The organism is Flavobacterium kingsejongi, from assembly GCF_003076475.1.
Lineage (GTDB): Bacteria > Bacteroidota > Bacteroidia > Flavobacteriales > Flavobacteriaceae > Flavobacterium > Flavobacterium kingsejongi.
Genome location: NZ_CP020919.1, coordinates 1,913,868 through 1,935,268 on the forward strand (window position 1 = coordinate 1,913,868; position 21,401 = coordinate 1,935,268).

The 21,401-nt window shown below is 42.2% G+C and carries 25 protein-coding genes and 1 tRNA gene; 10 read left to right on the forward strand and 16 right to left on the reverse strand.

The features are described 5' to 3' along the window. Positions 1-191: 191 nt before the first annotated feature. From purE to FK004_RS08270, 3 genes are all read right to left on the reverse strand, one after another. Positions 192-671, reverse strand: coding sequence for a 5-(carboxyamino)imidazole ribonucleotide mutase (gene purE, locus FK004_RS08260; protein WP_108736840.1), 480 nt, complete (start codon positions 669-671; stop codon positions 192-194). A gap of 53 nt (positions 672-724) precedes the next feature. Further along, the gene (locus FK004_RS08265; RefSeq protein WP_108736841.1) at positions 725-1,873 is read right to left on the reverse strand and encodes a 5-(carboxyamino)imidazole ribonucleotide synthase; all 1,149 of its coding nucleotides are present in this window, start codon (positions 1,871-1,873) and stop codon (positions 725-727) included. A 112-nt stretch (positions 1,874-1,985) separates the two neighbouring features. After that, the gene (locus FK004_RS08270; RefSeq protein ID WP_108736842.1) at positions 1,986-2,435 is read right to left on the reverse strand and encodes a DoxX family protein; all 450 of its coding nucleotides are present in this window, start codon (positions 2,433-2,435) and stop codon (positions 1,986-1,988) included. A gap of 149 nt (positions 2,436-2,584) precedes the next feature. Here FK004_RS08270 and FK004_RS08275 point away from each other — a divergent pair, with 149 nt between their 5' ends. Further along, positions 2,585-3,079 carry a MarR family winged helix-turn-helix transcriptional regulator gene (locus tag FK004_RS08275; RefSeq protein ID WP_108736843.1) on the forward strand — a complete coding sequence of 165 codons (495 nt, stop codon included), beginning with the start codon at positions 2,585-2,587 and terminating at the stop codon, positions 3,077-3,079. Positions 3,080-3,099: 20 nt separating this feature from the next. After that, positions 3,100-3,795 carry a GNAT family N-acetyltransferase gene (locus FK004_RS08280; RefSeq protein WP_108736844.1) on the forward strand — a complete coding sequence of 232 codons (696 nt, stop codon included), beginning with the start codon at positions 3,100-3,102 and terminating at the stop codon, positions 3,793-3,795. A 76-nt stretch (positions 3,796-3,871) separates the two neighbouring features. Here the strand turns inward: FK004_RS08280 and FK004_RS08285 are convergent, their stop codons facing one another. Genes FK004_RS08285 through FK004_RS08295 form a run of 3 tightly spaced genes read right to left on the reverse strand, consistent with a single transcriptional unit; the run spans position 3,872 to position 5,094 of the window. Continuing rightward, positions 3,872-4,291 carry a GNAT family N-acetyltransferase gene (locus FK004_RS08285; RefSeq protein ID WP_108736845.1) on the reverse strand — a complete coding sequence of 140 codons (420 nt, stop codon included), beginning with the start codon at positions 4,289-4,291 and terminating at the stop codon, positions 3,872-3,874. Positions 4,292-4,347: 56 nt separating this feature from the next. Continuing rightward, on the reverse strand, positions 4,348-4,551 hold the full coding sequence (locus tag FK004_RS08290) for a helix-turn-helix domain-containing protein (RefSeq protein ID WP_108736846.1): 204 nt from the start codon (positions 4,549-4,551) through the stop codon (positions 4,348-4,350). A 3-nt stretch (positions 4,552-4,554) separates the two neighbouring features. Then, entirely contained in the window at positions 4,555-5,094 is a 540-nt protein-coding gene (locus FK004_RS08295; RefSeq protein WP_108736847.1) for a DUF2975 domain-containing protein, read from the reverse strand. Positions 5,095-5,374: 280 nt separating this feature from the next. Here FK004_RS08295 and FK004_RS08300 point away from each other — a divergent pair. Then, positions 5,375-5,459 (forward strand) — tRNA-Leu (locus FK004_RS08300). Positions 5,460-5,509: 50 nt separating this feature from the next. On the opposite strand, the gene FK004_RS19325 is transcribed toward FK004_RS08300, so the two are convergent. The 4 genes from FK004_RS19325 to FK004_RS08315 form a co-directional block, all read right to left on the reverse strand. Then, positions 5,510-5,650, reverse strand: a complete 141-nt coding sequence (locus tag FK004_RS19325; protein WP_170108549.1) for a hypothetical protein — start codon at positions 5,648-5,650, stop codon at positions 5,510-5,512. A gap of 223 nt (positions 5,651-5,873) precedes the next feature. Continuing rightward, on the reverse strand, positions 5,874-6,329 hold the full coding sequence (locus tag FK004_RS08305; RefSeq protein ID WP_108736848.1) for a helix-turn-helix domain-containing protein: 456 nt from the start codon (positions 6,327-6,329) through the stop codon (positions 5,874-5,876). 316 nt (positions 6,330-6,645) lie between these two features. Next, positions 6,646-7,614: an NAD(P)H-quinone oxidoreductase gene (locus FK004_RS08310; RefSeq protein ID WP_108738787.1), complete on the reverse strand. Its 969-nt coding sequence runs from the start codon at positions 7,612-7,614 to the stop codon at positions 6,646-6,648. A 581-nt stretch (positions 7,615-8,195) separates the two neighbouring features. After that, entirely contained in the window at positions 8,196-8,990 is a 795-nt protein-coding gene (locus FK004_RS08315; protein WP_108736849.1) for a helix-turn-helix domain-containing protein, read from the reverse strand. Between the two features lie 292 nt (positions 8,991-9,282). Between FK004_RS08315 and FK004_RS08320 the strand changes: the two genes are divergently transcribed. Together FK004_RS08320 and FK004_RS08325 are read left to right on the forward strand one after the other, a co-directional pair. Further along, entirely contained in the window at positions 9,283-9,975 is a 693-nt protein-coding gene (locus tag FK004_RS08320) for a hypothetical protein (RefSeq protein ID WP_108736850.1), read from the forward strand. A gap of 2 nt (positions 9,976-9,977) precedes the next feature. After that, a complete protein-coding gene (locus tag FK004_RS08325; protein ID WP_108736851.1) occupies positions 9,978-10,526 on the forward strand; it encodes a transposase in 549 nt (182 codons plus the stop codon). Positions 10,527-10,612: 86 nt separating this feature from the next. On the opposite strand, the gene FK004_RS08330 is transcribed toward FK004_RS08325, so the two are convergent. Continuing rightward, positions 10,613-11,362, reverse strand: a complete 750-nt coding sequence (locus tag FK004_RS08330) for a metallophosphoesterase family protein (protein WP_108736852.1) — start codon at positions 11,360-11,362, stop codon at positions 10,613-10,615. Then, positions 11,363-12,532 carry an MFS transporter gene (locus tag FK004_RS08335; RefSeq protein WP_108736853.1) on the reverse strand — a complete coding sequence of 390 codons (1,170 nt, stop codon included), beginning with the start codon at positions 12,530-12,532 and terminating at the stop codon, positions 11,363-11,365. A gap of 83 nt (positions 12,533-12,615) precedes the next feature. Here FK004_RS08335 and FK004_RS08340 point away from each other — a divergent pair, with 83 nt between their 5' ends. Continuing rightward, positions 12,616-13,455, forward strand: a complete 840-nt coding sequence (locus FK004_RS08340) for an AraC family transcriptional regulator (protein ID WP_108736854.1) — start codon at positions 12,616-12,618, stop codon at positions 13,453-13,455. A 307-nt stretch (positions 13,456-13,762) separates the two neighbouring features. Continuing rightward, positions 13,763-13,966 (forward strand): hypothetical protein, encoded by a 204-nt coding sequence (locus FK004_RS08345; protein WP_108736855.1) that lies wholly within the window; start codon positions 13,763-13,765, stop codon positions 13,964-13,966. A gap of 77 nt (positions 13,967-14,043) precedes the next feature. On the opposite strand, the gene FK004_RS08350 is transcribed toward FK004_RS08345, so the two are convergent. Beyond that, the gene (locus FK004_RS08350) at positions 14,044-14,886 is read right to left on the reverse strand and encodes an aspartyl protease family protein (protein WP_108736856.1); all 843 of its coding nucleotides are present in this window, start codon (positions 14,884-14,886) and stop codon (positions 14,044-14,046) included. 315 nt (positions 14,887-15,201) lie between these two features. Here FK004_RS08350 and FK004_RS08355 point away from each other — a divergent pair, with 315 nt between their 5' ends. After that, positions 15,202-15,630 (forward strand): PH domain-containing protein, encoded by a 429-nt coding sequence (locus FK004_RS08355; protein ID WP_108736857.1) that lies wholly within the window; start codon positions 15,202-15,204, stop codon positions 15,628-15,630. On the opposite strand, the gene FK004_RS08360 is transcribed toward FK004_RS08355, so the two are convergent. The 3 genes from FK004_RS08360 to FK004_RS08370 all read right to left on the reverse strand — a co-directional run bounded on the left by FK004_RS08360 (position 15,620) and on the right by FK004_RS08370 (position 18,350). After that, entirely contained in the window at positions 15,620-16,249 is a 630-nt protein-coding gene (locus tag FK004_RS08360) for a class I SAM-dependent methyltransferase (RefSeq protein WP_108736858.1), read from the reverse strand. The genes FK004_RS08355 and FK004_RS08360 overlap by 11 nt on opposite strands. Positions 16,250-16,338: 89 nt before the next feature. Further along, positions 16,339-17,811, reverse strand: coding sequence for a WG repeat-containing protein (locus FK004_RS08365; protein ID WP_108736859.1), 1,473 nt, complete (start codon positions 17,809-17,811; stop codon positions 16,339-16,341). Between the two features lie 134 nt (positions 17,812-17,945). Next, entirely contained in the window at positions 17,946-18,350 is a 405-nt protein-coding gene (locus FK004_RS08370; protein WP_108736860.1) for a hypothetical protein, read from the reverse strand. 210 nt (positions 18,351-18,560) lie between these two features. Here FK004_RS08370 and FK004_RS08375 point away from each other — a divergent pair, with 210 nt between their 5' ends. Then, positions 18,561-20,063, forward strand: coding sequence for a hypothetical protein (locus FK004_RS08375; RefSeq protein WP_108736861.1), 1,503 nt, complete (start codon positions 18,561-18,563; stop codon positions 20,061-20,063). A gap of 29 nt (positions 20,064-20,092) precedes the next feature. Further along, positions 20,093-21,343: a glycosyltransferase family protein gene (locus tag FK004_RS08380; RefSeq protein WP_108736862.1), complete on the forward strand. Its 1,251-nt coding sequence runs from the start codon at positions 20,093-20,095 to the stop codon at positions 21,341-21,343. The last annotated feature ends 58 nt before the right edge of the window (positions 21,344-21,401 follow it).

The following is a 21,401-nucleotide window of genomic DNA, read 5'->3' on the forward strand; positions in this document are numbered from 1 at the left end:
AAGTTAAGGAAATTTGGAAAGCGGCTGATAGGGTTTGGGATTAATTTATCGACCTTGTCGGAAGTTGGCACTGTTTTTTTGCGGAAGCATCAAAAGGGGAGATGCAAAAAATCCTTTTAACCGATTCCCCCGAATGATCATTGGGACAATAGGTAAAAGGATTTTGGTCTTGTAGTGGTGATCCTACGGTATTATTTCAGGTTTTCGGATGCTTTGATTACCGCTTGCTTCAGGGATTCCTTGTAAGCGATGATACGATCCAGTACAGGTTTATTTTGGCTGCCGATAATTTGAGCCGCTAATATTCCGGCATTTTTAGCACCATTCAGGGCTACGGTAGCTACAGGAACACCGCCCGGCATTTGTAAAATGGATAAAACACTATCCCAGCCATCGATAGAATTACTGGATTTTACCGGAACACCAATTACCGGCAGTGGAGACATGGAAGCGACCATACCCGGAAGGTGTGCGGCACCACCAGCACCAGCAATAATTACAGTGATACCACGGGTATGTGCATTTTTGCTGAAATCAAATAATTTTTCAGGAGTACGGTGTGCCGAAACGATATCCACTTCGGTTTCAATGTTGAATTCTTTTAAGATGTCAATGGCATCCTGCATCACAGGCATATCTGAGATACTGCCCATTATTATGGCTACTTTCATAGTTGTTGTGTTAGCGTATGTAAATTGCTGTCCTTAGCGGCAAGCAGGCTTTTTTATTTTAATGTACAGATCACACGAATCGCATTTTTAACTTCTTCGGCTATAGTACGGGCTTTGGCGATATCTTCATTTACTATAGTGACATGTCCCATTTTCCGGAAGGGACGGGTTTCTCTTTTGCCGTAGATGTGTGGTGTTACGCCGTCAATCGCAAGAATTTTTTCGATATTTTCATAAACGACATCACCGGAATACCCTTCGGCACCAACAAGGTTTACCATGATTCCCGCGGCTTTACTATCTGTATTACCTAAAGGAAGGTCCAATATGGCTCTCAGGTGTTGCTCGAACTGTGAAGTATAACTGGCTTCAATAGAATAGTGACCCGAATTGTGCGGCCTTGGAGCAACTTCATTGATCAGGATCTGGTCGTCATGTGTCTGGAACATTTCGACAGCTAATAATCCCACGTGGTTGAAGTGTTCTGATACTTTCAGGGCTATGGCACGTGCAGTATTGGCTACAGCCGAATCAATACGTGCCGGGCAGATAACATATTCTACCTGGTTGGCTTCGGGATGGAATTCCATTTCAACCACCGGATAGGTTTTAATTTCTCCTGAAGGGCTGCGTGCAACAATTACGGCAAGCTCATTTTTAAACGGTACCATTGTTTCAGCGATACATTCCACATCCGGAAGCCCGTTGAGGTCTTCGGCGGTACGAATGATCTTTACGCCATTGCCATCATAGCCAAACTGGGCACTTTTCCATACAAAAGGAAAGGTGTTCGGGTACTGTTGCAATTCGGCAATAGAATTGAATCTCTGATGTGGTGCAGTCGGGATATTATGGGTAACATAAAAATCTTTTTGTTTCCCTTTATGCTGTATCTGTTGTAATGTTTTTGGAGACGGATATACTTTTATGCCTTCTGATTCCAATTTTTCGAGGGCTTCAATGTTAACCAGTTCGATTTCAAAGGTCAGCACATCTACTTGTTTTCCAAAATTGTAGACAGTATCAAAATCCATCAGGTCGCCCACGAAGAATTGATTGCATGCCATACGGCCGGGAGCTTCCGGGCTGGGGTCTAAAACATAGGTTTGGATATCAAATTTACGGGTTTCGGACAACAGCATTTTGCCAAGCTGTCCACCACCTAATATGCCGAGTTTAAAATCGGATGAGAAGTAATTCATGTTGTTGTGTTTGTGCAAAGATAGTCAACTGGGATACAATTTGAAAATAGGACTATTGGAAATTGAAATGCCTCTTGTGGATCGTATCAAATTGTACAGGGCAATGTAGCCACTATCGTAGCGGCCTTTTGCTGTAGTTGTCCAAAGCGAAAGCGGTATTGCCGATACAGGAGAGTACAAAAGCTCCGGCTGCACTGCTGAATACGGAAAAGTCTAAAGGAACTTTTACGGATAAGGATAGAGTCATGGTGAGTCCAAAAGCAAGTAAAAGTATTCCGGTTGCGAATGCAGTGCGCTTTGTTTTATAACCTGTTACTAACAGTAATCCCAGGAGAATTTCCAATGCAGTGGCTATGGTTCCCAGTACAGTGGCAACTGAAAGGCTTACAAAATAATTAAGCTGGTGGGTATACGCAATAAAATTTTCCCAGTTTCCCCAGGCTACATTGGGAGTTCCATAAGTGCCCCAAAGGCCAAACCGGTCCGCTACGGCGGAGAGCATGGCAATTCCTAAGGCCAAACGCAATGCGGTTCCGGCGTAGGGAGTGAAGTCTTTTTTCATGCCCTAAAATTATGCAATAAAAATAGTTTTTGGTTCTTGGGTTACTTGTTTTTTTGCACGTTGATAAAAATCCCATTATAAAAATAAAATCAGGAGGGAATACAATAATTTATATATTTGTGTAAATGTTTACGTAAATATATACTTAAATGGAAAATGTAATAACAGGATTAGGATCTTTTGCGATTGGGACACGGTTGCGTCGGTTGCATGAATCGTTGTGGAGTGATATGACACTTATTTACAAAGAGCATGGATTGCCGTTGGAAGCCAAGGATTTTATCCTCTATTATGTGCTGAGTACCAGAAGCAGTATGAGTATTTCTGACGTTGCACGGGAACTGAACCTGACCCATCCTGCGATCATCCATATTGCCAAAAGCCTGGAAAAGATGGGCTATGTTGATTCTGAAAAGTCCCCTACCGATAGCAGGAAGCGGATGCTGAAGCTAACGGCCAAAGGGCAGGAACACCTGGTGCACTATAAAGTGCTCTGGGATGATATTTCGGGCCTGAACCGGGAACTGTTTGAGGAGCAGGTACAGCTTTTGCAGCAAATAGAGAAACTCGAAGCATTGCTAAAAGAAAAGAATTATTACCAAAGGTACCATAGCATACAGCTGGCTAAAGCAACCGAAAAATAAGATTTTAATACACTTATATTATGAAAACTCATTTATTGGATAATCCGATCTGGAATGCTTTGGAAACGGTACATCAGGCATTTGCAACAGGGACGTCAATGGTACAGAAATATGCAGACGACAGGCTTCCTTTTATGGCAATGCAATACTACGATGGATTGCACTTAGCCGCTATAGCACCGTATTGCCGAAGGGATGAAATTATTTTTATAAAAGATGCGTTAACGACCATTCCGGCCGATTGGGCTATTGTCGATCGCATCAATTGCCTGCAGATGGTGTATACTCCCGAAGCTGCTGTTCTATTGCCTGCTGTGGAAGAGGAGGTACGGCTGACGGCTGCAGATCAGGAGGAGTTGTTTGAATTGGTACAGCTGGTACAGCCCGGATTCTTTAAGCGCAATACCGTTGAACTGGGTAATTATTATGGTATCCGTAGTGGGGGAAAACTGGTTGCAGTAGCCGGAGAACGATTTAAATTGGACGGATTTACGGAACTGAGTGCCATATGTACCCATCCGGAATATACCGGGAAAAGGTATGCGCAACGGCTGATAACGGTATTGTGTACTGAAATTTTAAATCAGGGCGCTGTTCCTTTTTTGCATGTGGTTGATTCCAATACCCGGGCGATACAAATTTATGAACGGATGGGGTTTCAAAAACGAATTGATTTCCCGTTATTAAAACTACGCTATTTGGGTACTGGTGGGTGAAAGGCTTGCTAAAAGAAACGCTTTTAAAATTTATGATAAGAATGGGCGTAGGCACAATGATGCCTGCGCCCAGATTTTATATTGCCAGTTTTTTAGAGAAATAAATACGGTCATGCCCTTGTGGGAAGTTTTTTAGGGTACCTACCACTTCATAGCCATTTTTGGTATAGAAGTTGGCTGCCTGGAAATCAAAAGTGTCCAGCATGGCAATTGTTGCTCCTTTTGCCGCAGCGGTATTCTCTACATGCTGTAGCAATTGCCTTCCAATGCCTTTATTGCGATGGGCTTCGTCTACCCAAAGGATTCTTATTTCCAGCCCGTTCCAGTAGCCAATCCCGGACAATAGTCCTCCAATCACTACACCATCGTCATCTGTCGCAACATAATCCAATGGTGTCCAGGTAGCGGCTAAGGCGGCTACTTTGCTGAGGTTGTAGTCATTGGTACCTTCAATGATTGTTTTTATGTTTTCCTTTTCGCAGGGTATGATGGTCATGTTATTGGTTGTTTTGGAGGTTGTGGGTAGGATTTAAACTTATGGTGTTATGGGGTTTAGTCTGTATATTCCAATATATCTGCGGGCTGGCATTCCAGCACTTTGCAGATGGCTTCGAGTGTGCTAAACCGGATCGCTTTTGCTTTTCCGGTTTTCAGTATGGAAAGGTTTGCGAGTGTCAAGCCTACTTTGTCGGAAAGCTCGTTCAGTGACATTTTCCTTTTGACCATCATCACATCTAAATTTACGATTATCGGCATAGTTTATATGGTTAGTTCATTTTCGGTTTGCAATTCTATTCCCCTGTTGAATACCTGTGCTACAATAAAGAGTATGGCGGCCATCAGTATAAATTCGGTACCGCCTTCCAAATATTGCTGTAGGTTGTTTAAAACGATACCTTTTTCCATCAGCCATTTGCTGTACTCTTTGGCTAATACAATGAGTATCCCGGTTCCGAAAGCAATGTAGCTAATTTTTGCTATTATTGCAGCGATATCGGGGCTAAAGGGATGCACGAAATTGATCTTTAAAAAGATGCGAATAACCAAATAGGTAAGGTAAGCCCGTAATGCATATTGCAAAATGAGTGCGCCTACCATAAGGACATAGTGGGTGGTGCTGGATTCATAAAGATCGGATAAATTAAGTCCGAGATACAGATTTTTAGCAGCGAGCGGATTAGTGAAGAGGCTCATAAAAAAGGTGAACAGCAGTGCGCCAGTTTGCATGCAGCAGCCAATGAATACAATCCACGTGAGTATATTCATGGTTGCTAATGCTTTTTTGGTTTTTGTTTTCATGATACGTTGTTTTAAAATTATATATCAAATATAGATAAATATTTATTGTTTTTCAATAAATAAGTATTCCTTAGCGATAAATTTAAAATGATGGGGTTATGGGCGCGAAAACGAATTGATGAATTTGTATTCCTATAAGCCAATAGGAGGTGTGATACAATTCTAGAAGCCTTAGTCTATTTAGGGTTCTGATTATCAGCAGGCATGGTTTTTCTGCTGATAAAAAAATAAAAATTGCTTTTGGGTATCGAAAAATAATAGTAGATTTGGACTCCTGAATGCCCAAGTGGCGAAATTGGTAGACGCACTACGTTCAGGTCGTAGCGCCTTCGGGTGTGCTGGTTCGAGTCCAGTCTTGGGCACCAAAAACCTCTTCAGCAATGAAGAGGTTTTTTTGTTTCTAAAATTACCTCTTTTAATCCTTTGGTTTGTGGGTGTGAGGTTTCAGCCCGGGGTGCTTTGGCTGATTTGGTGGGTTGACTCGTCTTCTTTCATCCGGTGTTCCATCTGGTGTTTTTGGTTTTGGCCCTGGTTTAATGGCTTCGGTTTTTTCCATACTATAGTTATTAGTTCATAATTTATTTCATAGGTTTTTTAAAACGCTATGTATTGTAAACAAATAACGCCAACAAAAACATCATTGCATTACGGAAAAACAGAATCATCAAATTTTTTATGCGAAAATGAAGCAACTCGTTTACAATAGATAGGATGTATTACTATATGCAAAAGACAGCTGTACACGGTATAGCTGTCTTTTTTTCGGGAAATCGATTGTTTTAATTCGGAACTCCGGAAGGTTTTTTAGGTAGTTCTGCTTCGGCCAATAGCAGGGGTTTCTGTGCGCCGGGATTGCTTTTCGGGATTGCGGTGTCAATGACATTCTTTAGAAAGGCTTTGTCATTTCTTAGATCTTCTACTTCGCGTTCCAGCAATTCAATCATGTGGTTCTTGGCTTCAACGAGCCAGTCCGGTGCGCGGTCGTAAACAGGCTCAAAATCCTGGGAAAAGAAATTTTCACTGATATTAAACTCTTTCTCATAAGTTGTGCCTTCAATGAAATAATAAACGGATTTGTTTGCTGCATGTGCTAATTCGATTAAAAAACTAACACTAATATCTTTTCTTTTAAACCTATTCTGCAGGCTCTGAGGCTTAATGTTCAGTCGTTCGGCTAAGATTTTCATCTTAATGTCCGCCTTTTTTACCTTTTCTTTTAAAATTTTTCCATTCATACGAAAACAAATTTGTTTATTATAAATAAATTGATTTACTTTGTGGGGTAGAAATTTTATCGTCGAATGGGATAGGCTTCCAGAAAAACGAGAGTACTAATATATGAAAAATATTTGTACTATAGGTGTTTATTGATTTTTTATTACTAAAGCTGCTTTTTAAGTTTTGTGAAAAGCAGTGTCAAATTAATGTTGAGTAAATAAAAATGATGTTTATTGTGGGATCATAAACACCAAAAATAGGTACTGGAAGGAGGAAAGATGTATTGTAGGTTGGAGTTTTGTTCCGTCTTCTTCCAGTTACCTATTTTAAAAATTAAGACACGGTAAGAATGATTTTACCAATGTGTGTACTGCTCTCCATCAGGCGATGTGCTTCGGCAGCTTCGGCCAATGGAAAAGTTTTATAAAGTATTGGTTTTATTTTGCCATCAGCTACGAGTGGCCATATAATGCGCTCGATTTCTTCGGCCAGTTCGGCTTTGAAATTGACATTCTGCGGTTTTAGCATACTGGCGGTAATTTGTAGCCTTTTGCTCATCATCACCCGGATATCAATCTCTGATTTGGATCCCTGCATACTGGCAATAAAGGCAAGGCGCCCGTCCATATTGAGGACATCCAGGTTCTTTGGGGTATTGTCCCCACCGGTCATATCTAATATTGCATCAATGCCTATGGGTTTTAATTCGGCTACAAAATCTTCGGTTTTATAGTTGACGGCTTTTGTAGCACCCAACGCTTCGCAAAACCTGCATTTCTCATCACTTCCGGCAGTAGCATAGGCTTTTCCTCCTAATGCAGTCACCATTTGTATGGCAGTTACCCCAATGCCACTGGTGCCTCCATGGATCAGGAAATGTTCCATTGCTTTAAAGGAGGAACGCTTGAAGACATTGTACCAGACGGTAAAGATGGTTTCGGGCAGGCAGGCGGCTTCTTCAAAACTGAACCCGGCTGGAATGGGCAGGCATAAACGCTCGTCTACGGTTTTATATTCGGCATAGCCACCACCGGCTATCAGGGCGCAAACGCTGTCGCCTACTTTCCACCGTTCGGCTTCGGGGCCTACGGCTTCTATGACTCCGGCTACTTCAAGCCCGGGGATTTCATTTGGAATTTCGGCGCCATAGGTAGCACTGCTTCGGGAATGAATGTCGCTGCGGTTGACTCCGGCAGCATGTACTTTGATTAAAACCTGATTACCTATTGGGGTTGGTTTGGGTACGTCCAGGAGTTGTAATACTTCGGGACCGCCACGTTTGGTAATTGCAATTGCTTTCATAGTATCTGTATATTGGTTCGTTACTGGGTTTGGGCCATATCTGGCAACGGTCACTGGGTTGTTGCCGAAAACAGGGGCTTTACCCAAAGATACGGATTATAAAATAACGGCTATAGTGGCCGGAGTGGTTTCGATAGGGTATTTTTCTTTTTCGAAAGGATAGGAATTATCGTTGAAAGGAAATGTTATACTATCGACAGAGCAAGGTTTTATTTCGAAAGTATCTGTGTTGTTTTCGATGGCTTTAGGGTTACTATCGACAGCATAAGATTCTATATTGAGAGTATCTATATTCTTATCGAAAGGGTAAGATCATTTAGCGAAAGCCTAAGGTCGTTCTTCGGTAGGTTGAGTAATGTTATTGATAGGGCAAGGTTGGATGTAGAAGTAATAAGATCATCTATAGTTCGGATGGGGTTCGCTATCGATAGGGTAGTAGAGGATATCGCTATGCTATAAATGGATTTGAATTTGCAGAAGCGGTATTCCATCCTGTGCTGTATTTGTTTTGAGGGTATAAAGAAGCCTGCCGTAAAGGGAGATTCGTTCTTTTATAACTCCATACTGCAGGGTAAACAATGTTAAATCCTGGAAGGGCCGGTGCCATAGGCTTTTTTAAAGGCAAAAGAGAAATGGGAGAGGTCCTCAAACCCGACTTCAAGATAGACTTCCTTCGGTTTCATCTTCTTTTCCTGTAACAAATAATGGGCTTCTTCGAGCCGCTTTTTCTGCAACCATTTGTTGGGTGTGGTATGAAATATTTTGTGGAAGTCACGCTTAAAGGTCGCGAGGCTACGGCCACTGAGGTAGGCGAAACGGTCGAGGTGGACGTTGAACCGGAAGTTGTGCTGCATGAATTCTTCGAGGTCTATTTTTCCGGGCTGGCTGAAGTCGAACAATAGATTACGCATGTCGGTATCCAGGTGGAGTAAGAGCAGAATACCTTCTTCGATCTTCAGGTGGATCAAGGCTTCGGATGCGCTACCTTCTTCATAAAATCCGAGGGAATCAAAATAGCCTTTGAGCATGGCATTCGCCGGGAGTACCTGTATGGTGGGGATGCTGTGGCTTTTTGCGGCAGCAGTATTGGGATGAGCCATACTGAACTGGCGTAAGGTTTCCTGGCTGAGCCGGACGGAGATCGAGCGGAATTCGCCATCGGCACCCAAATTCTTGGCGGCTTTGGTAAACTGGTTGCGGCCTACAAAATAATAATCCCCTTCCTGACAACTCACTTTATGCCCGGCCAATTGAAATTCCATCGTGCCTGACACTACATGACCCAAAACATGGTCTTCGACAAAATGTTCGGATTTGGTGTATTCGCTTCGGTAACAGGAATAGGTAATGGGTTGTGGTGCAGCGGCAGTTTTCATAAAAAAGGCTTTTAAGCAGTACAAATATCGGAATAAAAGAACTGGTTTATACCGGAGTGCTGGCTGATTTACGAAGGCGAATTTATTTTACAGCTTGCTCCCGGATGCATCTCAACCGGAAATAAAAAAAAAGGACAGTACGTTTTAAGCGGGTGATTTTCGGAAAAGATTTTTATATTAGTGGTTCTTTAATTTTAGGGCTGATGCTACTATGTCAGTAACTAAATACCACAATGTCAATTGTCGGTCCCCAATAATTGTACTGGTATCGGAAACTAAATCCAAATACAGTATGACCAAAATACTTAGAAAATACCATTGTAAAGATGTGGACCTGTTGGTCGCATCGGCTATTGTACTCGAAAATGCAATGACCCATAAAACGACCCTGCAATCCCGGCGTTCCAATTGGGCAGATCCATTTTTTGATGATCTCCTCGCGGAAGTTGACTTGGCGATGCAATCCCTTTTAGGGGTCGATTCTGCCAAAAACTTGCGTGCGGCTACGACGGAAATCCGACGGCTGCAGGAGGATTCGCTCCGGATCCTCGCTCTTGTCAAAGTACAGTTAGACGTTGACTTTAAGCCGGATCCCCTGCGTCGCAGGGCTTTGCTAAAAGAACTGGGCTTTGGGAATCTCAGGCAGGCCCGCAATGGAAGCCAGGAAGCGCTGATCCAGTTGCTGCATCAATTTCGCCTGACCCTTACTCCGGCACTGCAACAGGAAATTGTAGCCAAAGGTACTGCAGCCGATTTGCTGGAAACGTTAGGGCAAAATGCGGATGCACTCGTGGCACAAAATATACTCCAGGAAACCCATAAAGGATTCCGAATTGCCCAAACAGCGGAAAGAACGGCAGCCTTCAATGCTCTTTACGAAAAGATTATCGGGATCTGTAAAGTGGCACATGCTTTTTTTAAAGGCAATCGGGTGGTACAGCAGCAATTTAGTTTTAGCAAAATAGTATCGGGATTAAAGACCTAATTATGGCAGCATCAAAATATACGAATAGCAACATACGGCTTCAAACGTGGGATTATCGGTCACAGGCGGCCTATTTTATTACGATCTGTACTCAAAATAGGATACCGCATTTTGGTACAATCAGGAATGGGAAGATGGAGCTGTCTCCAATTGGATCATTGGCAGAACGGTTTTGGCTTGAAATTCCAAATCATTTTCCGAATGTCATTTTGGATGCGTTTGTCATCATGCCGGATCATATGCATGGAATACTCATTCTTGGAAAACGATTGGAATGCACTGAATATACCGAGGATTATAAGAAATCGAGACGGGTAGGCACTGGGGAATTAAGCGGTCTGAATAAAGTCCTGTCCGACAGGTCGCCCAAAGGCGGATCGGTATCGGTGATCATTCGGTCGTATAAATCGGTGGTATCTAAAAATGCACGCCTTATTGATCCGGGATTTCAATGGCATAAATTATTCTATGATGTGATTATCCGCGATCAGCATCATTTTGAAAATGTGCGGAATTATATTGTGCGGAATCCGGAGAATTGGAAGCGATAATTTTATCATATTGCACGGGGGTCTGTTGCAGTGCAACAGACGTACGATAAATTTTATGCGTGATATATACATTGCACGCGTCATTTTTATATTGTTTGCATCAAAAATTCGGCATAGAAATCGGGGATATCGCTTTTCCGGATTGCTTCGATTACGGCTGTAACGGGATAGGGAATCTGGATGATCTCAGGGCGGATACCTTCTTCGTCGATCTCCAATATTAGGTAACTGGCCAAAGGCTGCCCTTCTCTCGACCTGCCCACGGAACCGCAATTGATGGCCATTCCACCTTTGGAATCTGCGGTTGCGGGAACTGTCCGGATATAGGATTTGTGGGTGTGTCCCATAATCACCATATCGGCCTGGCTATCATTCAGCATCTTCCGGATATCATCGATATCATGCTCTTCATAGATATATTCGTTATTGCTCCGTGTGCTCCCATGCACCAACAGGATATCGGTCTCTTTTCCGGATTGGCTGATTGTAAGGCGCAGGTGTTCCGGGAGTTGGGACAGGTATTCTTTACAGTCGGGGGCAATGCTTTGTTTGCTGTAGTTGATCGCGGCATTTCGGGCAGCGGCTTCTGTGGGATTGTGCTTCAGCAATGGTGTGATGTCCAGGTTAAAGGCGATGCGTTCGTCGTGGTTCCCCATCAGGCAGGGAATCCCGAGATCGCGGATGGTCCGGATGACTTCATTATGCCAGGGGGCGAAGTCGATCAGGTCGCCAAGGCAATACAATTGATTGATATTTCGGTTTCGGATGTCGGCCAATACGGTTTCCAATGCGGGAAGGTTGCCGTGTACATCACTAAATATAGCTATGGTATTCATTTAGGTGTTGCGTTTTGAAAATAGTACAATCAGCAGTGCGATGCCGCTCCACAATAATAGTTGCCAGGTAGAAAGATCCCATTGCCCCAGTTTCCAACTGAGCAACCCGAAATAGGTTCCAATGGCTGCCCCAATAAAATAGGTCGTCATGTAGATTGTATTCAACCGGCTGTGGGCTTCTTCATGCAGGCTGTAGATGCGCGTAAAGTTAGTAATCTGTGTGGCTTGTACACCAATATCCAGGAAGAAAATACTAATGACCAGTACGGGAATGGAATACGGAAAGAGTTTAATGAGCAGGATGCTTCCAATGATCATCGATACGGTAATCAGCAGGGAACGCTGTACATTGCCTTTGTCGGCAAGCTTCCCGAAATAGGGTGCTACCAGTGCGCCTCCGATGGCGATCAGTCCAAAGAGGCCGATGGTTCCGGTGTGGTAACTGAGCGGCGGGCTGCTGAGGTGAAAGGTGAGGGTGGTCCAGAAGGAACAGAAAACGCCAAAGGTAAAAGAGCCCAACAATGCGGCCTGGCGCAGTACGCGGTATTCTTTGACCAGTGCCAACGTGGATTTTAGCAAATGGAAATAATTGCCTTTAAATTTAGGCGGTACTTCGGGCAGGTATAATTTTAAAAGTACCGTGACGATGAGTACCATCCCGGCTGAAATACCAAAGACATACCGCCAGCCGAAAGCTTCGGTGATGAGTCCGCTGATGACGCGGGCGCCCAGGATACCGACTAATATCCCACTAAAGACAATACCGACATTCTTTCCCCGGTTGTCTTTCCCCAGTGTGGCGGCCATCGGTAAGATGATTTGCGCAGGCACGGAAAAGAGGCCTACGAAAAAACTCAATACATATAAGACGGACAGCGAATGGGTACAGGCGACGAGCATGAGGGTTATCGTCAGTAAGACACATAAGGTCAGGATCAGGTTTTTGCGGTTGAGTTTGTCTCCTAATGGTAGCAGGAAAAACATGCCGAGTCCGTAACCGAGTTGGGAGAGCATGGCGATCTTGCCAATCTGGCTTTCGGTTACCTGTAGGGAGAGGGCAATTTCTTTTAAAATAGGCTGGTTGTAATAGATGTTGGCAACGATTACTCCGGCGGAAACGGCCATCAACGGAATGATTGCGGGACTGTATTGGGATTGACGCTCGGTCATGGGGTGTATTTTTTTGGCAAAGCTACTGTAGGGATCAGACTAAAAATTGTACATTTAAACTGTATTTTTGTAAAAACCATCACATGGAACGTTTTATTCAGCATGACCCTCTTTTTATCCGGCATTTTACAACGGAAGTGTGGCCTTTTCCGGTACACAACCACAATCATTTTGAACTGGTATTCATCCATTCGGGCAGTGGTTTGCATCAATTGAATGGGAAGGAAATCCGGTACCAGGGACCTTGCCTGTTTTTACTGGCTCCTGCGGATTACCATCTTTTTGTGATCGAACAGGAAACGGAATTCAGTGTGCTGAAGTTCAATAACCGCTATCTGGATGGAATGGCTTCGAATGTGCTGCTGTACGAATGGAACAAGCTGATCGACCAATTGGTGGTGGTGGGTAATGCTTTTGGTACGGAGCTGGTGCAGTCACCCGAAGAACTGGACCGGATTCATCACCTGATGCGCATGATTGTCCGGGAATGGGAGGGTAGTGCGGGTAGTTCTAATGAGGTGCTGTTGTACCTGATCCGGAGTGTCTTTGCTATTATCAAACGGAACGCATTCCAGATTGTAAGCCCCGATCAGATGGTGACTGAAAACCGTTTGGTCACGATCATGAATTACATCCATACCGTCATCAGGGCACCGGAATTGTTAAGCCTCAAAGCACTCTCAGCTCACTTTAATACGACTCCCAGCCAGCTGAGCAGCCTTTTTAAGCGGCAGATGGGTATTTCCATCAAGCAATACACTGACGATTATAAGTTTAAACTGATTGAAAACCGATTAAAATTTAGCGATGTTCTACTGAAGGAAATCAGTAATGATTTTGGTTTTACTGACCTGAGCCATTTTAATAAGTTCCTGAAAAACCATACCGGGAAGAATCCGAAGGTATTTCGGAAGGAGGTTTGAAACCACTACTTTTTATAGCATTATTTTATATTTTTTCTTCCACAACAACCCAACTCTCTTTTTTGGTTATGGTTACGCCATTATTGGTTAAATGTCTGCTCATAGATTTGTGGTAAGTGTACAATAAAAAACAGATATTGTTAAATTTTTCAATTTCCCTATTATTGGGGATAGTATGGTGTGAGATATTTCGTTTATTTTGACATAGTTTTAGAGGTAGAACGTATTGAATGCGAGTTTGTTAGTACGGAAAACCGAAATTTGAGGTAAGAATTATAAGATCAGGACATTGGAAAACGATAATGAGATGACAGAACTACAAAGTACTACGGGAATTCCGGTTCCCAAAAGAAAACCTGCTGCACCGGTAGCTACTACGAACCTGGCGAAAGTAGCGGTGAAAAATTGGTATGAAACAGAACTCCGTAAACTACAGGAGCGTCAAAAGCAGGATTTGCCACCGGTAACCGGTGTACTGCCAGGCTTGTCTCCGGAACAATCGGCCAATTAAAAGACAGGCCAAAATCTTTGGAATCCTAAGAGATACCACTACTTATTAGGCTTGCTGCCATTAGTGCAATTCCCGTTTTATTCTGTGATATATATTTTCTTACTGGGAATGTCGATGGTCAGGACTTTGCCTAGCCAATCGATACTGGTTTTACCTTCATAAATCAGGCCGTCCACAAAGGCTACGTCTAAGCCATCCTGTTTACACAATTTATTAACTGTACTTAATTTGGATAACTTACCGATGTAATAGTTATTCTCCTTATTGAAATCGCTTTTCACAGGAACGGTTTTAAAATCTGCTTTATTCAATGCCAGCGGATCCATCAGTTTAGAGCTGAACCAAAATGAATTCTTTCCTGCTCCACTATCCAATATGGCCTGGATCTTTACTGTATCATTCAATTCGATGTAGGTAAAAATGTCAATAGCTTTTCCGGCGTAATCGGCTATTTGGATGTCGATGCTTTTTTCGTTTTTTGTGGACTTATTGAAAAGAATCTTTTTGTTGGTATAGTCAATAGTAATAGGGGTGTTCCTGAAAGGCTGTAATGAAATAAGCCCATCGATGTCTCCGAATTCAAGGTCTACAATAGCGTATTGCTGGTTTTTAAATTCTTTGTTATTGATTTCGATACTGGTAGCGTTATAGAGATCCAGATTTAATTCTTCACCAGTAGCCCGGTGCCCTACAAAAAAATTATTGGTTTTTTCGGGTGTGATTTTTTTAGAGAACTTAGTAAAAATGGCATTCAGTCCCGCTCCGGTGTCTAAAATAAACTTTCCTTCTACATTATTTATTTTTGCTTTGATGATGATATGGCCACTTTCATTGATTTCAAAAGGAATTTGGGCATTTGTTATTGAGGTGGAAAATAAAAATATAAAAAATAGGGCTGCTGAAAATAATTTTTTTGTCATCGTCGTTTTTTTTATCTCTGCTAACGTGGAGCAGATAGGGGTTTGTTTAGGATTTATGGAGATAGTCCTCGCTGACTACCAAAAACGAAGTTATAAAAAATAATGGCTAAAACAAGATTAAAAATAGTTTCAGGCCTGGCTTTTTTTGGGTTTATTTTTAGTGTATGGATTTTTTATCAATATTCTTTATCAGTTTTTATAGGTTTCCATGAGGAGGCTGTTAACGCTGCGCAGTATCGTTATGATAGATCGGAAATAATTTTATAAATTTACGCTTATATATGACAGTTGAAATACTAAAAAACAAAGAAGACTATGAAAATTTATAAGGCTAATAAAAGAGGGTTTCTACTGGTAATTGCACTTTTTCTTTTGATTCCTTTTGTCGTTTTTTGGTTTTTAGAAACGAATCGATTTCTTACTTTACTGATTCTCTCGATCCCCCTCTTTTTATTGCTTTGGATTTATTTTGACACCAGTTATAAAATTGACGGCACTACCTTATTATACCGCTCTGCATTTATAAGAGGTAAAATAGATATTCATTCCATCCATCAAATTACGGTTGGAAAAACGATGTGGTCCGGGATTAAGCCGGCTTTGGCCAAAAACGGATTGATCCTAAAGTATAATGCCTACGACGAAATTTATATTGCACCAGTAAGTAATGCCGAATTGGTTGCTGACCTTCTGGTTATAAATCCGCAGATCAAAATTATTGAGACCACTTTAATTAGTGGCTGATCCCTTTTCTACATTTAATATAGTAAAAGGGCTGGCTTTCATCGATTTCGGTGATTTCAAATAATCCGGCATTGCCAAATTCTGCTGTTATGGATTCGGTATCATAAAAGAACATTTTGACACCATCAAATATTTCGTACCGATCGGCACTGATATAGTTCCCCTGCCCATACGTTTTGGCTTTTTTCGAAATGGCCGTGAAGACCATCCAGGCATTTTCAGACAGTTGATTGTAGCAGTCACGAATTAGTTTTTCCCTTTCACTGCTGTCCAATAAATGAATCAGGCCATAACAAAACAGGCCATCATAGTGGTGGTTGTCAAATGGCATATCAGTTACAGCGCCGTGGTAGATCACCATATCGGTTCCGTAATGTTTCCGGGCCATTTCGATAGCTGTTTTTGAAATTTCAATCCCGGTTACTGTGATGCCATTTTCTTTAAAAATTTGAGCATTCCGGCCATAGCCTATCCCTGGTATCAGGATGTTTGTTACGGATTCCCGTACAAAAAAATCTTTGGTCAGGACAGCTGATTTTGCGGGTTCAAATCCCCACATTTCCTGCTTTTCGCCAAAGGCTGATTCCCAAAATTCGGTTTGTCCCGTTTTATTTTTCATACTATTTCCGGATCTTATTGAAAGCACAAGGTAGAAAGAAATACCGGATTACGATAAAATAGAGCTACAGTATTAAATGTACGCTATGTTTAGTTTTCTTCGTATCCGATGGAGTACAACTCGGTCTTTTGATTTTTTATTTTCAGGTGTATCGTTTCTTTTTGCACTTCCACCTGATCGTACTTCAGCTCCCGGAGCACTTTGTTGTGCTGGCTGATGATCCCGTATTTGCCGTTGGCTTTTGCAATAAATGTAGTGGCATTAAACAGCGGCTGTAAATCGTCGTAGGCGGGTTGGATCAGGATTTCATTGTTCGAATTGAGCATGCCCCAGTATGTCCCGTCACTGAAGATCTGGTTTTTTGACTGCCGCATTCCATACCCCCATTCCTGTTTTTTGAAAGTGATGTTATCGGGTAAATAAACGTTCTTTGAAAGATCAGTGTAGTGCAGGAGCTGGGCTTTACCATCTTTGGTACAGAAGATAACAGTTCCGTCAATGGTATAAAAACGATAGGCTTCGGGAACAACTGGTTTGGCATCGTAATCATAGATTCCATCCAGGTCATTGGCATTAGTTACATAAAAATAGGTATAGGTAGGGTCGGAATGTATGTTTTTGTACTGTACCGGTAATATGGTTTTGTTGTTGTTATCCAGTAGGCCATATTGCTGTTTTGTAGCTACCAGGAAGCGATTGTTGGGATAGGCTACGACCAGGTCATAGTCGAATGGCGTGACGATAGCATTGTCGTAGGACAAGAGGCCATATTTGTTTTTCTGTTTGGCGATTATCTTGTCATTGGCGAGTTCGAGTTCGTCATAGGTACATGGAATTGAAAATTGCCCTTTGTTATTGACTAATCCTATTTTATGGGTTTTGCGGTTTTGAATGGTGCAATAGCCGTTTTTATAGCTGGTGATGGTATGATTGGGAATGGGAGGAAAAGCGAGTTTACCGTCCGGAGCCATAATACTGGTCGATTTATTGGGTAACTCCACCATCGCATAGCCATTATAGAAACGTTCGATATTGGTATAATTGAATTCGGTTATCTTTTGCCCACGGGTATCAAAAATAGCTTCCAGATTGTTTTGGGTGACAATAAAACGGTTTTCATTGGCCTCGGTAATATGACTGTATTTCATTGGGATAACCAGTATGTTCAGGGAATCTATGACACCATATTTATTACCCAGCCCTACAACGGAATACCCATTATAAAAACTGCTGACATCATCATATTGAATTGGGATAATGACTTTGCCCTTTCGGTTGATAAAGCCTCTTTTCATAATGCCTTTAATGGTATAGCCGGCTTCAATCCTCAGGCTGTCCCTACGATTAATATGTATGTAATTGTAAATTGGAGGTACGAGTTCATTACCCAGGCTATCGACAATACCGTTTTTGTTTTTGGCATCCCGAACAATCGCCAGGCCATTTTCGAGTCCGGATACATAGGTGTATTTTTGGTTCAGGCTTTCTTTAATTCCTGTTGACATTTGTGCTAATGCGGGAGTAGCCATCAGTAGTAAGAGATAGGTTTTCAGTTGGTTCATGCTGTAGTAGGATTTAGGACATACTTCCAAATATACGGAACTCTCCCGAAGTTGTATCGCTGGAAATAGCCAAATAGTTATTAAAAAAGCCCCTTGCGGAGCTTTGATAGATTAACTAGATCGGTAAAAAAATATTATTGTTTTTCAAAGGTGGATTCGGTACCATCAGCAGCGATAATGCCATTGAAGAGTACCAGTGTTTTTCCGGACAGGTTGGCCAGTTGTTTTTCCCCTTTGTTAAAAGTAATGCTATAATTGGCTTTGGTGTTGTTAACGGGGACATCCTGTTCCGGTGCCAGGACAAAAGTACCGCTATCGACTTTTTTACCATCGCTGTATTTTTCGAATGTTTCCCCCTCAAATTTGTAGGTGTTGCCATTTCCGGCTTTGAAATCAGGATTGACTCCGGCGACCTGTATTCCGGCCACATGGCGGAGTTCCCAGGTTCCGTTCAATTGAGAGGCTTCGGTTTTCTTCTCACAGCTGATCAGGCTAAAAAGAATAATTGTGCTGAGTGTTAGTTTCAAAATGCTTTTCATCGTTTTTTGTATAATGGTTAGGGTTGGTATGCTGTTGCAGACGAAGTTACACAAAATAAGAGTTATCCGGTTGGTCGTTCGTATAATTTCGGGAGGAATGAAATGCGCAAGCCACGCTTGATAATACTAATTTATAAATCAGGTATTAGTACGTGGTATAGGGATAGGGCATAAAGGTAGCTTTGAAACTTAACCTTTAAATAAAAAGAGATGAGTTTTTTAGATAATGCAATTAGTTCAATTGGGCAGGGACTTGCCATTACGGCAGCTCAGTCGATATCCGATTCTACGGGTGTTGATGTTGGTGGTACCTTGGGATTTTTATTTGGAGGTGGCCAAAAAGCCGGTGGAGAAAATATTGGTACACTTGAAGCAACCATCCAATCTGTGTTTGGAGGTGGAGGTAGCAGTCCTGATGCAACAGTATTGGCTCAGTTGTCGAGTACCCTGAGCCAACAACAACAGGCAATAGCCAATTTAGGTGTCCAGATTACCGGGATCGCAAATGCATTGAGCCACTTAGAAGGTGAGATTGCAGGGATTGAATCCATGTTGACAAAAATCAGTCAGCACCAGCTTTTTACGGATTGGAATACCATTGATATCCAACTTACCGAATATATAAAAGCAATTGATTCCTGTTACATGGAATATGGTATGTATGTGAGCCAATATGCGACCACTCCTGTGAATGAAGTAACGTATTTGGTTCAGGCTATTTTCGACCCTAATACCGGTCCATTGGTAGGTATGAAAACCATCAATGCACTACTTATGGGTGGCGGTGGCCAATCCAAAGGTGCGCTTCAATTGTGGTCTATAATGGTGACACCCTTAATTCAGGATGGTACTTTAGATTATCGCCTTGCAGTGGAGCAGTATTTTCAATATTATCAAAAATTAGCATATGCTGAACTTAAAGCCGCTAATTTATTGATGGAGGCTTATATTTATAATGGCGATAAAACCAGTGCGGATAATATCTGGTCAGTTTACCAATTGCAGTTGATCCAACAAGAAGATATTTTTATCAATGGGCTTATTCCATTGGTTTATAGCGGAATAGTGGGCGGCAGTGCTGTAGGACAATATAAAGGAAAGAATTTTACCTTTTTTGGAGCTGCAATGGAACTCAATCCAGGAGTGCAACAGGTGGTTGGAGATAGTGATCCGGGTAATGCATTTTATGCACCATCGAATATTTTTCAACTGGCGGAACAGTTACTGGCTAATTTATCCGTTACTGCTGCGACCAGTCGTCGTATTGTAGTGCATATGCTTTATTCATCGGGAGTAGGTATTCCAACATTGCTTTCGGGGCTGCAGCTCTCACTTAGTGCTGGAAATTCAGGAACTACTATTACGCCTATTTCGGACACCGTACTGGGTGGGCCATTTGATTTTCCTAATGGAGCCGGTGGTTATATCATATATCCAGATGTTAATTTCTATACCGGTGCCGGTTTTTATGTGAAACGTTATGTGTATAATGAAACTACGCAAAGTGGACTTGCCGATACGGGCACTTATACGCTTAGTAATTTAAACGGGCATGATGGCCTCTTACCGATACAAACGTATGCTTCCCAAATAACGCCTTTTCAGGAGAATTCTGTAATTGCATATAATCTGGAGGTTAATCCTGTATCAAAATTCGATTTTATGAACTTCATGGCTTATAGTGTGCCTATGACTGTGGTGCCGATATGGTAATTTTAAATTATGGTAATCAGAATGTGTAGATGAGCATAAGACCCAAACGATTGCTGATTTCCGGCTTATATGTACCAGGATCTGGATTAACCAATGTGATTTCAGTGCTGATGCGTGAACTAAGTGCCCACTACGAACTTCGCGGCCTGGGTTTTCAGTTTTTGGATTTTCCCGCCAGTAGCGATAGTATTGTTGAGGGTTGCCCGATGCACATTACCGGATCGCAGTTTCGTGTCTTTATGCCAGATCCGGGATGGTTGGAAAACTGTATGCATAATTTTAGGCCGGAAGGCATCGTAGTAATAGGGCCACCTTTTTTAACCCTGCACTTTTTAGGGCAATTGCAGGATTACAGGACACAATGTCCCATTATATTGTATTTGCCTTTGGAAGGTAAGATTGTGAACCCGGATATTATTGGCACTTTAAAGTTGGTAGATCACTGTATACTGTATACTGAGTATGCACGATTGAATATGATTGCTTTATGTGAAACGGCCGTAAAAGCAGGGGTAGATTTTCGCAGGCCTGTATTTAGTGTGGTGGGTCATGGTGTAGATACGGCTGACTTTTTTCCAATTTCGGAGCGTATTGATGCTGGAGGGAAGCAAAAAGCAAATAGTGCACTAAAAGAACAGCTTTTTCCCGGGCAGCCGGAACTTCATGATTCTTTTATTATACTGAATGCTAACCGAGCGTACTACAGGAAGCGGCTCGATCTCACGATAGCAGGTTTTGCGCTATTTGCAAAGGAGCATCCGAAAGCTTATTTGTATTTGCACACGGGAACTACTGCTCTTAAGGAGCGTATCCATTTGCAGGAGCTTATCGATAATTCAGGTGCTAGCAAACAGATTTTACTGAATGTACTGAATCCTGAAGGAGAGAAAGTATCTACCAGCCGATTGAATTTGCTGTACAATCTCTGTGATGTAGGTATAACCACTGCTATGGGAGAGGGGTGGGGGCTTGCGAGTTTTGAGCATGCCGCAACCGGAGCACCACAGATTGTACCCGATCATACCAGCTTCAGTGAAAACTGGACAGGAAAGGGAATTCTATTGGATATCAGTAGTACGGAATATGTGTTTTATGAACTGGCAGACATGTATGTCGTTGCTCCAGAGTCTGTTGCGGAGGCTTTGGCATTAGTGTGTACAAATCGGATGCATTATGACCAAATGGCGAAGGCAGGGTATGATTATGCTAAAGCACCCTCATTGGCATGGTCAGCTGTGGCACTTAAGTTTACAGAAATACTGGAAATAGCTTTAATTTGAGAGTCGAAATTCAACCAACTCAAATCGGCTGTCTTGAAAAAGGCAGCCGATTTGTTTT